The 12,880-nt window shown below is 66.5% G+C and carries 16 protein-coding genes; all 16 read right to left on the bottom strand.

Going from position 1 to position 12,880, the window contains the following annotated elements; translation table 11 throughout:
* Window positions 1-2,978, bottom strand: a 2,978-nt coding sequence (locus tag ACTQY5_RS10775) for a phage tail tape measure protein (RefSeq protein ID WP_441369195.1), incomplete at its 3' end; no start/stop codon positions are given.
* Window positions 2,978-3,358, bottom strand: a complete 381-nt coding sequence (locus ACTQY5_RS10770) for a hypothetical protein (protein WP_441069417.1) — start codon at window positions 3,356-3,358, stop codon at window positions 2,978-2,980. The genes ACTQY5_RS10770 and ACTQY5_RS10775, both read right to left, overlap by 1 nt.
* A gap of 56 nt (window positions 3,359-3,414) precedes the next feature.
* Complete coding sequence (locus ACTQY5_RS10765) at window positions 3,415-3,930, bottom strand: hypothetical protein (protein WP_441042101.1); 516 nt, start codon at window positions 3,928-3,930, stop codon at window positions 3,415-3,417.
* A 72-nt stretch (window positions 3,931-4,002) separates the two neighbouring features.
* A complete protein-coding gene (locus ACTQY5_RS10760; RefSeq protein WP_441042099.1) occupies window positions 4,003-4,509 on the bottom strand; it encodes a phage tail tube protein in 507 nt (168 codons plus the stop codon).
* Between the two features lie 9 nt (window positions 4,510-4,518).
* Complete coding sequence (locus ACTQY5_RS10755; RefSeq protein ID WP_441042097.1) at window positions 4,519-4,788, bottom strand: hypothetical protein; 270 nt, start codon at window positions 4,786-4,788, stop codon at window positions 4,519-4,521.
* The gene (locus ACTQY5_RS10750) at window positions 4,785-5,159 is read right to left on the bottom strand and encodes a hypothetical protein (protein ID WP_441085588.1); all 375 of its coding nucleotides are present in this window, start codon (window positions 5,157-5,159) and stop codon (window positions 4,785-4,787) included. The genes ACTQY5_RS10755 and ACTQY5_RS10750 overlap by 4 nt, the downstream gene beginning before the upstream one ends.
* Window positions 5,156-5,494, bottom strand: a complete 339-nt coding sequence (locus tag ACTQY5_RS10745) for an HK97-gp10 family putative phage morphogenesis protein (protein WP_441042093.1) — start codon at window positions 5,492-5,494, stop codon at window positions 5,156-5,158. Before ACTQY5_RS10745 ends, ACTQY5_RS10750 begins: the two co-directional genes overlap by 4 nt.
* Window positions 5,491-5,901: a DUF6093 family protein gene (locus ACTQY5_RS10740; RefSeq protein ID WP_441042091.1), complete on the bottom strand. Its 411-nt coding sequence runs from the start codon at window positions 5,899-5,901 to the stop codon at window positions 5,491-5,493. The genes ACTQY5_RS10745 and ACTQY5_RS10740 overlap by 4 nt, the downstream gene beginning before the upstream one ends.
* On the bottom strand, window positions 5,888-6,274 hold the full coding sequence (locus ACTQY5_RS10735) for a hypothetical protein (protein ID WP_441042089.1): 387 nt from the start codon (window positions 6,272-6,274) through the stop codon (window positions 5,888-5,890). The genes ACTQY5_RS10740 and ACTQY5_RS10735 overlap by 14 nt, the downstream gene beginning before the upstream one ends.
* Before the next feature lie 175 nt (window positions 6,275-6,449).
* A complete protein-coding gene (locus tag ACTQY5_RS10730; RefSeq protein WP_441042087.1) occupies window positions 6,450-7,472 on the bottom strand; it encodes a major capsid protein in 1,023 nt (340 codons plus the stop codon).
* Between the two features lie 3 nt (window positions 7,473-7,475).
* Window positions 7,476-7,865 carry a hypothetical protein gene (locus ACTQY5_RS10725; RefSeq protein ID WP_441069377.1) on the bottom strand — a complete coding sequence of 130 codons (390 nt, stop codon included), beginning with the start codon at window positions 7,863-7,865 and terminating at the stop codon, window positions 7,476-7,478.
* Between the two features lie 2 nt (window positions 7,866-7,867).
* Window positions 7,868-8,491 (bottom strand): hypothetical protein, encoded by a 624-nt coding sequence (locus ACTQY5_RS10720; RefSeq protein WP_441042083.1) that lies wholly within the window; start codon window positions 8,489-8,491, stop codon window positions 7,868-7,870.
* Between the two features lie 36 nt (window positions 8,492-8,527).
* A complete protein-coding gene (locus tag ACTQY5_RS10715) occupies window positions 8,528-9,394 on the bottom strand; it encodes a hypothetical protein (protein WP_441042081.1) in 867 nt (288 codons plus the stop codon).
* 7 nt (window positions 9,395-9,401) lie between these two features.
* Window positions 9,402-10,733, bottom strand: coding sequence for a phage portal protein (locus tag ACTQY5_RS10710; protein WP_441042079.1), 1,332 nt, complete (start codon window positions 10,731-10,733; stop codon window positions 9,402-9,404).
* A gap of 19 nt (window positions 10,734-10,752) precedes the next feature.
* The gene (locus tag ACTQY5_RS10705) at window positions 10,753-12,360 is read right to left on the bottom strand and encodes a hypothetical protein (RefSeq protein ID WP_441069373.1); all 1,608 of its coding nucleotides are present in this window, start codon (window positions 12,358-12,360) and stop codon (window positions 10,753-10,755) included.
* Entirely contained in the window at window positions 12,360-12,794 is a 435-nt protein-coding gene (locus tag ACTQY5_RS10700; protein WP_441036951.1) for a hypothetical protein, read from the bottom strand. Before ACTQY5_RS10700 ends, ACTQY5_RS10705 begins: the two co-directional genes overlap by 1 nt.
* Window positions 12,795-12,880 lie beyond the last annotated feature (86 nt).

The following is a 12,880-nucleotide window of genomic DNA, read 5'->3' as shown; positions in this document are numbered from 1 at the left end:
ATCTCGATCCGCGCATCCACCAGCCGCTCCACACCCGAGGTCGGGTCCACCATGACGATCCGGGCACCAGCCAGACCGGCAGCAACCGCGTCCGCGACGCCGGATGTGTCGAGAACTGGGGTGGTGTGCGAGATGCCGCCACCGGCGTAGGTGCGCATCCCAATCAGGCTGGCCGTCTCCCGGAGGATCGACTGCGCTCGAGGGCGGCGCCAGTCGTTGGCGAGCGGAATGTACGCCTCGCCGCCCGTCTCCGGCTCGGCCCAGATGCGCCAGTCGCCCGCTCGCGCGATCTGCGGCAGGTGCCCGTTCGCCCGGTCGGTGTACAGCCCGCCAGAGGCGTTGATAGTTGCCCTGTTTCCGCCGCCGACCATCTCCCGGCCGTCCTTGGAGACATGGACTTTGATCGTGGCAGTGCGGGTCCGGGCTGCGTCCGCCAGGAGCCGGTTCGCGGTCGCGAGGTCGCCCCGCTCCACGGCGGCGAGAATGCTGGTGCGCACAGTGTCGGGCACGCCGTCAAGCTTGGTTTTCCACTGATTCAGGCGCGCATCGGCGGCCGACTTCTCCAACTGGACCGCGGTGCTGATGTTCTTCGGTGTCTTGAACAGCTGGTCAATGTAGGCGACTGCCGCGGCCTTGCTCCCGAGGTATTGGGTGGCGACCTTGATCATCTGGTCGCGGTACTGGCCGTGGATAGCGATGATCGACTCGATCGACTCACCCTGTTTGGTGCGTTCCTCGATGTCGCGCTGCGCATTGCTGACCATGTCCAGCATGACGCGGTTGTTCGCAATGCCAGCTTCGGTCGTCCGGTCGAACGCGCTCTTGGCCTGGGCGTGCCCGCCAGCGACCTTTTCGGCCCACTCCTTGGCGGCCTTGCTGCCGTCCAGCACGGACTGGTTGAAGCCGAGCTGTGCGTCGAGCATGGCGACGGCAGCGTTGTTGGCGGCGAACAGGCTGTTGACATACTCGTCATAGCTTCGGGTCGCGGCGTCGGTGGCGGCAGAGAGTTCCTTCTGCTGTTTCGTCAGCGCCTCGGATGTCGAGCCTGCGTCCTTGGCGGCGATCTGGGCGGACCGGACGGCGATGGGGATGTCGCCACCCATCCAGCGCACGAGGTCCTCGTTGGACAGGTTGAGCAGGTCGGTGTATCCCGTCGCCTCAGCCAGCGCCGACGCCTGCGCCCGCAGCCCCTCCGCATAGGTCGGGAACTGGCGGATGAGAGAATCGTTATCGACACCCTGCTTCTTGGCCGCCTCGGCCATGCGGGCGAACGCGGCGGCGGCCTTGTCGGCGTGGCCGGTGCCAACCATCTGGCCGAGCGCCTGATCTGCTCGCCGGAAGCCCTCTTCCAGTTCCTTGAGTGCGCCCAGATTGGCCGATGCGCCTGCAAAAAGGTTGGCCATCGGGTCAGAGCTGTTCCGCAGGTCATCCCACTTCCTCAGCTGCTCGAACGCCCCTTCGACGCTCAGTTCGATCTTCTGCCAACCCATGCTCGTCTGAGCCGCGAAGTCTTGGCGAGACATTGCGGCGGCGGCGGATTCAGTGGACAGGGCCAGCTGATCCATCAACGAAGCGGTTTGCTCAAGCGTCGGTTGGCCAACCCTGACCTTTTCAAACACCATGGAGGCGACTTCGAGCGCCACGAAGGCCAGGCCCACAGCGCCAGCGGCCCTCCCCATGGCTCCCAAGGCGCCGATGAACTTGGGCTGGGCTGCCTGCAACGCCAAGAGCGCGGTACGGAACTCGACAGCCGCCGTCGTGGCCTTCATGATCAGACCAGCGGCGAGCGCGAACCCGCCGAACGCGGCCAGCAGCTTGAGGACCGAGGCGGCCATGGTTGGATGCTCAGCAACCGCGTTGATCAGTTCGGTCAGCCACTGCACGACGCTCCGCAATGGGGCTTGGGCGTCTGTGCCCATCTTGATCAGCAGTGTCTCCCACGAGCCGCCGAGCACCTGCAAATCGCCGTTCAGGTTGTCCAGCAGGCCTGCGGCGACACGGGCCGCGTAGCCGGAGTCGTTGACGTTGTCGACCCACTGCTGGATACCCTCAGCGCCCTGCTCGTACAGCACCGACGCGTTGCGGATCGCGAACGAGCCGAAGATCGTGGACAGGGCCGCCTGCCGCTGCTCCACGGTCAGGTCGCCCAGCTTGTCCTTGAGCTGGCCGGCGAGGTTGGTGATGCCCACGAATTGGCCCTCGGCGTCGTAGGCGGAGATGCCGAGCTCGTCCATGGCGCGCTGCGCCTCTCTGGACGGCTTCGCCAGGGCCAGCAGCATCGACTTGAACCCGGTGCCCGCCTCGGCGCCGATCATGCCCGTGGAGGCGAACGCGGCGAGAGTGCCGACGGTCTCCTCGATGGAGACGCCGAATTGGGAGGCGACGACGCCGGACTGCTTGAGCGCCTGCCCCATGTCCCCGACCGAGCCCATGGCCTTACCAGCTCCTGCGGCGAGCAGGTCCGCGACATGCCCAGCGTCCTTGCCCTTCAGCTTGAACTGGACGAGGGCGGCGGATGTTGTTTCAGCGGCGTCGGCGACGCTCAGCTGGCCGGAGGCAGCGAGGTTGAGTGCGCCCCGCAAACCGCCCGACAGGATGTCAGCGGTGGACACGCCAGCCTTCGCCAGCGCCGTGATGCCGTCGGCGGCTTCGGTGGCCGAGAAAGCAGTGTCGCGCCCAGCGTCGAGCGCGGCCTTGCGCAGGCCGGCGATCTGTCCACGGGCCTCCTCGCCAGTGGCGGCAACCTCCGCCATCGACTGCTCGAACGATGCCGAGACGCGGACGGCCATCGCGACCCCGGCCATGGCGGCGGCGCCGAGGCCGATCATCGCAGTGCCAGCGCGGCGCCACCCCTCCGTCTGAGAGGCCTTCGCGGTCGCCGCGCCCAGAGTCTCCACCGACGCCTTCGCGCGACCCAGCGCCGCCGTGAATCCTTCCACAGAGGCAGCGAGAATGACCTTGACATTGCGGTCAGCCATCAGGGCCTCCCTTCGGGGTGCTCGAACGCGAACCACTTGAGGTGGTGGGTGGGGACGGGCTGGTCATGGTTGGCAGCCTCGAGGGCCTTGACGTGCTTGCTCTGCACCTGCTCCAGCACCTCGCAGGGGCGGCAGCGATACATGCCGACGCGCCACCGTGGCCGCTTGTCCGGCTCGGCGTCGTTGTCCCACAGGCCACGCTCGTAGGGGGTGCCGCAGCCGGGGCAGCACTGCTTCTCCCACGCGTCGAATGCGATCCACAGCGACCGCTCCCACGCGTCGAACTCGGGGTCACGGGTGGTGATGGTTGTGCCGTCGGGGCGGGTGGTGGTGACCGTGGTCGGCTCCCACCCGTTGAATCGGCGCAGGCTGACGCCCAAGCTGCGGGCGATCGCCAGATCAGTCCGCAACTCGGCGTCGGAGGCGACAACCTCAGCTACATAGGAAAATCCGGCAGCTCACCGAGGATCGCGTTCAGTTTCGCGTTGTGGGCCTCCAGTTCGGGAAGCTCCATGTTGTCCACGAGATGCGAGAACCGGGCCTCGTCAATGTCGGCGATCGTCTCACCGTCGAGGGTGGTGGCGTGGGTGAAGCAGCGGCGCATGAGGTTCCCGTACACGTCGGTCGCGGGGCCCTCGGTGTCGATGGTGGCGTAGAACTCCCTCGACTCGGCGGGGAGCAGCGCCCGGTAGTGGATGAGGATCGACGCCTCACGCAGAGCGGCGCGGGCCGCTTGCACAGCCTTCTCGGCCGCCTGACGCCCCGACGGCTTGGCTCCGAGCGATCCCGTCTTGGGTGCGTCGTCACCGGAGGGGCAGGCGTCCAAAGCGTTCTTGGCGGCCTCCCAGGCCTCCCACAGAGCGGGGTCCAGGCAGACAGGGGCGGTGGTGGTGCGCCGGATGCTCGACTTCACTCGGGCGTCCAGCAGCTGGGCGTACTTCGATTCAGACATGGTGGCCTCTCTGAGATGCAGCCACCCCCTACGCGCGAGGCCATGCGGTAGGGGCTGGCTGCGATTGGGGGGTTAGGACGCGATGGTGGCGAACAGCCCGGCGTTGCGTCCATCGACGGCGAGCGCGACGCGGACCTCGTACACGGCACCCTCCTCGACCCCGATAGGCACGAGATCGACGGCGGCGACGCGAGCCTTGATGACCTGAGCCTTCTGCGATGCTGCAGCCGGGGTCGTGTGCTTCAGTCCGGGCCGGTGGATCAGGTATACCACCGAGTCCTCCACGAACTTCTCCGAAATGGTCTCCGCCTGGGGGTCGCCGATCTTGATGGTGAGCGGCTCGAGGTTGCGCTCGCGATTGCCGACGCGCTTCTTCGCGACCTTGTCGCACAGGTACTGCGAGCTGGCGTAGGAGACGTCGGTGGAGATGCCGAACGACTTGATGGAGCACTCGATGGCGGTGCCCGCGTTGTACTCGGCGACGGTCGGCTTGTCGAGGTCCGCGACAGCGGGGGCGACGATAACGGCGGAGTTCTCGAGAACCTCCACGCCGTCGGGATTGAAAACAGTGAGAGACATGGGGGCTCCTTAGATGTTGGTCTTGAACTTGGGGTGTGCTGGGTTGCCGTTGGCGTCGACGGCTGGCGACTTGAGTGGCTTGTAGCGGGCCTTGTCAGAGTCCGCGAGGTTGGCGGAGATGGTGATGTGGTGTCCGGTCGCGGTGTCGCGGACACGCACGACGCTCACCCCGATTCGGGTGACAGCGGCCATGTCGGCGTCGGTCGCCTCGGCCTCCTCGGCCTCGGTCGTCTCGATCTCGACCGGTTCGGACTGGTCGGCGGCTCGGGTGGTGGTCATAGCTGGTTCCTTCTGATGCGGACGGTGAAAACGAGAGTCGCAGACATGCGGACGTCGCCAGCAGGGCCCTCGGTCACCAGTGGCCCGGATGATTCCTCGACCATCGCCGAGTCGGCACCGAACGGCTGGCACCTGTTGAGGGCGGTGCGGACGATCGTCACCGCGTCCCGGACGCCGGGGCGGGTGCGGGCCACACACACGGCGCTCACGTCGACCCTGATGTGCGCCGACGGGGCACAGATGCGGCGCTCCGACTCCAGACCGGTGTCGTAGTACAGACATACGTACCGGCCCGGTGGGGTCGCTGGCGGTTCCCCGTCATAGACGGTGAGGGCCGGGATGCGTGCCGCGAGGTCGTCGTGCAGGTTCACAGGATGTCCCCCGCGATCTGCTCAATCCGCTTCACGTAGGCGTCCTTCTTGGCTGCCAGCGCGGGCCCGAGGAACGGCTGCGGACCGTGCCGGGAGGTACCGAACTCCTGGAACACGCCGTGGCGCGCATCGGCGGCCACGACAGCGACGAGACCCTTGGCGTGGCTGACGATCGAGTTGGCGAGCGCACCGGATCGGCGCGGAGCGCGGCTCTTCGCCTCCGATGCCACCTCCCTGCCTGCGGCGGCGGTCGCCTTGATGACCTCTTGGGTGACCTTCGACGACGCCTTCCCGAGGTCGACGGCGAGCTTCGTCAACTCTGCATTCTCGGTCATGGCGTCTCGATCACCGATGCGGTGAAGCGGCGCTTGACGACGCCGAGACCGTTCTGGCGGACTGTCTCCACCGTGAACCGGGCGCCGTCGAGAGACGGGTCGCGGGGGCAGTGGTTGACGACCATGACGTGACCCTCCCTGAGCGCATCTACCCACCACGGCACCGAGCAGCGGTAGGCGCGGGACGTGACGGGCTGCTGACCCGTTGATGTCACCTGCCCGGCCATGGAGCCGGGATCGACAGCACCGACGCCGGCGTAGACCTCGGGGCCGAACATCTCCACCTCGGAGCCGTCCACGAACTCGTAGCGGCGATGGGTGTAGATGGTGACGTCGCAGTCCATCTCCGACTGGGCGTGAGCGCGGAGGGTGTCGAGGGCGTCGCGGGTGACCTCACCAAGCAGCATGACGGCCTGCCTGATAGGCGGGGTTGATGCTGAACGCCTCGGACTCCCGTCCGCGATCTGGGGCCAGCAGGTCCCAGTGCGCGGCGGTGATGCGGAACCAGCCCGTGTCGGCGGTGTCGTACCGCACCGACGTGGACGAGTCATCGACAGCGACCTGAGTTGCTGTGACGCCTCGCCCCGGCGAGGTGAGGCGGTCGGCGACCACCTCGGACACCACCAGGGCGAGGGCGTCACTGTCGAGCGCCTCGAGGGGGCCGAGGCGGTCAGCGATCATGCGTTCAACCACCGCGATCCACCGCTGAACGAGGACTGTCTCATCGCCACCGAGGCTCGCCCTGCGGGCGGCGATGCGGACGTCCTCGACGGTGGTCACTTCGACCGGCCCCGCGTGGCAGGCTTCGGCTTCGACGGGGCCGGGTCGTCGGCGGCCAGCAGATGGTCGCCGATCATCCCCTCAGCCCAGTCAGGTACCGCGTCGCCACTGCGGAGCGCCACCGGCTGACCAGAGTCAGGGTGGCGCACCACAGTGGTAGCGATGAGAGTGCTCATCACAGCACCTTCACGGCCATCGACAGGTTCGCGTTCGCGAGGACCGGCAGCGCGATCGCGTCACCGACCACCTCGGCGATCATCGGCACCGTCTGATGCCGCCACAGCCCTGCGACGAGACCCGGCATCTCCGCATCGACGAGCGAGAACTTCGGATCGGTCGCGGTCAGGGTCTGACCCCAGAACGTGGCGCCGAGCTCGGTCCCGTTGTAGTCATCGATGGCGGTCGGCTCCGGCAGGAAAAGCAGCGTGTCGTCAGGGATGACGCGCCCGCTCTTCGTGCGCCGGTCGTAGATGATGATGTCGGGCAGGCCGGCTGAGGACACGATGCCGCGAACATCCTGCTCCATCGGGCGGCGGAACGCCCCAGCAGCGGTCTGGCCCTGCATGACCTTAAGGCCGGACAGGGCGCGGAACACGCGGCGCGGCATGACGATCGCGCCGGGTTCGGTGCCGTTGCGGGTGGAGTACAGGTCCATCCACGTCTCGAGTTGGGTCAGTCCGTCCGTGGTGTCGGTCGACCAGAGGCTGTTCGCGGTGATGGTCAGGTCGGCGTCTCGACCGAAGTCATCGCTGGTCTTGTAGTTCGACTGCGTGATGGTCGCCTTGCCTGTGGCGAGCACAATGCCACGCATCCGCTCCACCGCATCAGCGATAGCCAGCACGCACCGGTCGGCAGCGCGGAAGCCTGCGTTACGGATCGAGTCGTCAGAGGCGTTCCGGTGCCGCAGCTGGGCGTACTCGCTGATGCGCTCCTTGCGAGACACAGCAGGCAACTCGATGATGACACGACCCTCGGGCGGGGTGTCGCCGATCTCGGGCTCAGCGTCGTAGGCGCGCCACTTCGCCTCATCCACGAGACCGTTCTGGCCCTTGTGGAAGCGGGCGGAGATGTCGTCCACCTCCCGGTTCGGGAGGAACTGGGCGAGCGAGCCCTTGCGGCGCTCGATGGCCGACAAGCCCTCACGGACATAGCCGGTGAGCTCGGCAGGGTCGATCAGGTCAGTCCACAGTTCAGCCATGGATCAGCCCTCCTTCACGAGGTCGAACTTCGACGCGTCGGAACCGGTTTGCGGCTCGACGTGCGCCTTGGGGAGCTTGGAGACGTTGATCGAGCCGTGCCACACGACGGGCACCGCGAGATCAGAGACCCCATCGGTAGCCTCGTCGGAGAACAGAAACCCGAGCTTCTCGCCCGAGGCACCCGTCCACGGCTCGATCGCGCCGAGGTTGGCGATGTTGAGCTCCAGGCCGGACGGGAAGAACCCCTTGGGGTAGTGCCCATCGGTCAGGCTGGTGCCCTTGGTGAACTTCGACACGTCGAGCGTGCCGGTGTGGTTGTTGACAATTGCGTGAGCCGAGGCGAGCCAGGAACGATTCCCGCCCGAGAACGACTCAACCTTCATGCGAGGCATGGTCACTCCTTCTTCTGATGTAGTTGCCGGTAGGCGTCGCGGCCCGCTTGAACGGTGCCGCCCTTGTTGGAATCGCCCCCACCTCGCCCGATGGACGGGTCCGGCTTGGGGCCGCGGGGCTTCGCGCCGTCGCTGCCGGTATGGTCGGCGGGTGCCAGCCGTGCCGCGAGGGCATTTAGCTGGTCTTCGCTGGTCGTCGCGACCAGAAGTTTGATGTCGTCCTCGGCGGTGATGCCGTGGGAGCGGGCCGCCCGTTCGACGGCCAGCTCGTGCTGCATGTGCTGCATCTGCGCCGCAACGTCCTCGACCGTCACCTTGGTTGGGTCGGGGGTCTCCGCGCCGGCGATCGCTGCCAGGCCGCGTTTCAGTTCCGACATCTGCTGCTCGAGCGCCTTGCGTCCGTCGCGTTCCCTCTGGAGGGCGCGGAGGCCGCTGTCGCCGAGCTTCTCGTCGGCCTTGTCGGCCTTGTCGTCATCCTTGGGCGCCTCGGGGGCCTTGCTGCCGTCGGAGGGTTCCTTGGGGGCCTCTGGGGCGCTGTTGTTGTCGGCCAGCATCGTGAAGCCGCCGAACAGGGCGCGGTGAGTGTCGATGATCTGTCGCAGATCGTCGGGCGTGTGGTGCGGCATCGTGCCACCTCTCTGGGGTTGGGTGCGCTGACTCGCTCAGCGCATGTACTTGTGTTTCCGCAGTAGCTGGATCGCCATGTCCTGGTCGTCGCCCGCCTTGGCGTAGATCGCTTTCGGGGTCCAGCGCTCCATCCTGCGAGCGCCGTACATGGTGCGGGCGCCGTTGGCTCGCAGCACCGACTTCTTTTCGCCGTCCTTGGTGATGCGGACAGCCGGCTTGGCGTTGATGACTTGGTTGATGTCAGCGCCGTCCTCGATCGCCCGAAGCTGGTCTCGGGTGAGGTCCTTGATGTCGGACACGTCCAGCGGAGGCACTGAGGGTTTATCCCGGTCACTGACAGCCACCAGGCGTCCATCGCAGCCGGGGTGCCGCGTGAACGACCTCGTGCCAGGCTTGAACAGCTTCCCGACGAGCACCGCGCACCGCTGGCACATCGGGGCGGGGTCCACGAACATCAGCGACGTGCGAGCCCTCCCAGTCGCCCCGACCATGGCGGCGTTACGGCCGGCTTCCGACACAGCCCAGTGGGCCATCGTCTGCGCCACCCTGCCGCCAGCGGCCAGCTTCTGAGTGGCAGTGCCCGGCGTCGCCCTGGCTGTGATGACAGCCGGATACAGGAGGGCGGGGATTGTGAGAACTGCCCCTGACGTTGGGTGCTCCGCCCATCCGCCGAAACCAGCCGGGTCGACCTCCGCCAACGCCTTCTCTGGGTATCCGGAGCGGTACAGGTCGTCGTCCACGCTGGCAGCGCCAGCAGCAGCGGCACCGATCTGCGCGGCCACCACCAATCGAGACAGAGGCGTCAGCTTCAACTGCCATTGAGCAGCCCAGTCGCCGCTCGCGCGGATCGTGCGCCACTCGCGGCCCACCATCGTGGCAGCGGCCCGCGAACGGGCCAGCATCGCCTTCTCAGGCGACTGTGGTGACATCGCCCGGAGCCGCCATCAGCGCCTGCACCAGCGGGTCGGCATCCTGCTCGCGGAAGTAGGCCCGCTCCCGTTGCTTGCGCCCCTCGTCCCATCCCAGTTCGTCCCACACGCCCTCGCGAGAGAGGATCGGCACGCCGCCAGCCATCTTCGTGAGGGCGTCGGCTCGCTGTGAGTAGGTGGGGGTCGCGGGATCGTGCCACAGCGCCCTGATCTCGTTGCCGGGGAGCCATTCGCCGGTGCGGAGGCGTTCCCGCAGGCCCATCACCCACGCCCACGAGTCACCGTCGTACACGTTCATGCGCTCGACGTTGCGGATTAGACGGGCCTCATCGGCGCGGATCGCGCCCTCCGACGCAGGATTGACGGTGTCTTGACCGAGGTAGCGGGTCGGGAGCCCCAACATCCCGCCACACCAGCGCAGCATCGCGTTCACGGCGTCGGTAAAGTTCGACAGTTGCGCCGCGTCCCACGACCCGAACTTGGCGTCCTTGTTCGACGTGACCTTGAGGATGGTCATGTATGCCTCCCACGTCGCCATGGGTTTACCCGTCTTGGGGTTGATGAAGTCTTCCTTCTTGACGCCAGCGGCCCACCGGTGGGGCCACGCCAACGCCTCAGCGCCGATCTGCGTGTTCGTGATGATGCGGGCGATCGCGTCCGTCATCGGGATCACGTCCGCCATCTCTGACACGCCAGTCCAGCGGCCCGTGCGGGGCCGGTTCAGGAACATCACGACCGGCACTCGGCCAAGCCCGTGCTCGTCAGGGTCGAACTCGTCGGCCCAGTCGTGGCCGTCGCGGATCAGATAGCGGCTCTTGTTGGGCAGGTACAGGGTGGCGCGCTGCCGGTCATCGTCGCCGGTGTAGGTGCGCAGCGCGGCAGTCATGCGCCGACGGGGATCGATCTCGACCGAGAACGCCTCAGGCGACTCCACGGTGATGAGCGGCTGATCGGGTTCTTCAGGGTTTGTGGACACGACCGCGAAGCCGCGCCCGAAAGTTCGGCAGTCCTTGTGCAGCAGCGATGACTGGGAGGGCAAGTTGTTGTACTCCCACGCCTCCTGCAAGCCGCGGTCGATCTTGTCGGAACCCGACCGCTGGAAGGCGCGCAACTGCTGGCGGCGCTCCGGCTCATCCACAGCCATGCGTGGCACGTTGATCGCGACCTCGAACATCCTCAGTTCGGGCGGCACGGCGAGACCGATCACGTCGATCTTCTGCAGGCCCTCGTAGTACATGTCGAGGTGCTTGTAGTCGCGCTTGATCTTCGGGGTCTTGCGGTGGAGGCGGTTCAGGACATCAATGTCACCCATGCCCACCTCCATTCATCGTCTAGGCGAAGCACCACACGGCGCTGTTCTGTGAGTCGTCATCGGTCCAGTCGGTGGCCAGCACAGCCCGTCTCGCCGCGTACGCGAGGGCGTCTGCCACTACGACGTCGATCTTGCGGGGGCTGTTCGGGTATTCCTTGCGGATCAGCCGGTACTGGCCGCGCCGCTTCACGAACGCGTTGCCGTAGTGCCGCAGCGCGTCCGGGTCGCTGCTCTGTTTCGTGGTGCCGTTCACGATGTCGGTGTGGAGCGTGTCCAGCGCCGGCCCCATCAGGGTGTCCGACGTCGTGGGGAATTCGACCACCACGTCCTCGCCGAACTCGTGCGCCAGGTCTGAGATGTCGCTGCGCCACTCGTGTGGGTCGTAGTGGCCTCGGATCACGCGATAGCGCTTGTGCGCCTCACGGATACGCTCCAGCACCTCAGTGCGCGGCACCTGCCATCCGATGCCGTCGACACCCTCGGGTTTCTCCCACAGTCCGATCGTCCACCGGTAGCCGTCTGACATCCGGCAGCCGCGGAGGATGGTCGAGTCGGAGTTCAGCGACCCGTCGAACCCGAGCGTGATCGCTGTGCCATCGGCAGGTTCGGGGCCGTCCATCTGGGCGTCCTCCACAGCCCTGAGCGCGATCCACGCATCCGAGGACGCCATGGCGCGGTTCAGGTAGTAGCGGGCACCCTCAGCCTCGTCACGGCACTCGGTTGGGTCCAGCATCGTCCGATAGGCAAGTTCAGGGGTCATCCACCCCGACACGGGGTCCATCGCCGCGCCGTACACGTAACGCAGCTGCGCCAGCGTGTGCTCGCGGTCCTCATAGATGCGGATCGGTCCCTTCGCCTCGCGATGGTGCACCAGCCATCCGGGGCCTAGTTGCTCGGCCTTCCAACGCTTGTAGATCGTCTCCCAGACGCTCTCCTCGCCGTAACGGAATGCGGTCGTTGTCAGCAGCGCCCACGGTTCGTCACGCGACCTCTTCGGTAAGTTACGCATCGTCGTGGCGTACATGTTCCGCAGCTCCGGGAGCACGTACAGGTGCACCTCATCCGGCACGAGGAACGTTTCCTTGCCGCCGTCCTTCGACGCGGCACCAGACGAACTCGAGCGGCACTCCCCACCGTTCGGCAGATAGATGTTAGTCGCTGAGCGGTAGTCGCGGATGCCCTTCACGCCGTCGTAGATGTCTGGGTGGTTGTCGTGTCCCCAGTCACCCATCACGAAAGCAATGTTTTGGAACGTGTTGCCCGACTGCTTCTCCTCGGTCGCGAGGCAGCGGACGAACGGGGAGCGGATCGGGCGTCCCACCGGCTGCCCGCTCGCATCCCAGCCGTCAAAACGCACCGGGGCCAGAGCCTCCGCCACGCCAATCAGGCCCGCGACCTCCGACTTCGCCCGACCCTTCGGCATTGACAGCACGCCACGAGAGATCAACCGACGCCCCGACGCCGGTTCGAGCTCGTAGGCGTCCACGATGAAGTCAAACATCTCGTCATCGAACGTCAACGGCTGCCCCTCCACCGGCCCAGGGCCATGGCAGGCATACGCCTCGAGCCAGTCGATGACGGCATAGCCGAGAGAGCACTTCTGCCCCTCGAACAGGGGGCGGAACATCAGCCTGCGCGCCGCTTCCGCGCCCGGTCAAGGCTCGACACCTTGCCTGCGGATGCGACCGACTCCACAGACTTCTGATAGGCACCCCTCGGACCCCGATACTGGGGCCGTCGACCCTCCACGTCCGGCAACCGCAGCGCCGCCAGCAGCTGCTTGAGGACCGTGGCCGTCGCGTTCGCCTCACGCAGCGCCGAGTTCACGACCAAGCTGGACACTCCGTTACCGTCCGTCTCAATCGACAGCAGCACGTCATGCTTGCCACGGATCGCCGCATCCAGAGAATCGAGCCGATCCTTTGCCCGGCACGCCTCCTCCAGTTGCACCAACTGCTCCGGCGTCAGCTCGAACACGTCCGCCACGCCACGCCACAAAGCACGCCCACCATCCGCCAACGAGGCTGGACACGGGGCCGGGATATGGGGCTCGTCAGACATGCTCAACACCTCCAGCGTCGCGCCGATATGCATCTGGTGGTATCGCACCACCAGAGAGAATGGTTTTCAGGCCCTGTAGACTGCGA

Source organism: Acidaminococcus sp. HCP3S3_H5, assembly GCF_052122235.1.
Classification (GTDB): Bacteria; Bacillota; Negativicutes; order Acidaminococcales; family Acidaminococcaceae; genus Acidaminococcus.
This window is presented reverse-complemented; position numbering and strand designations above follow the sequence as displayed.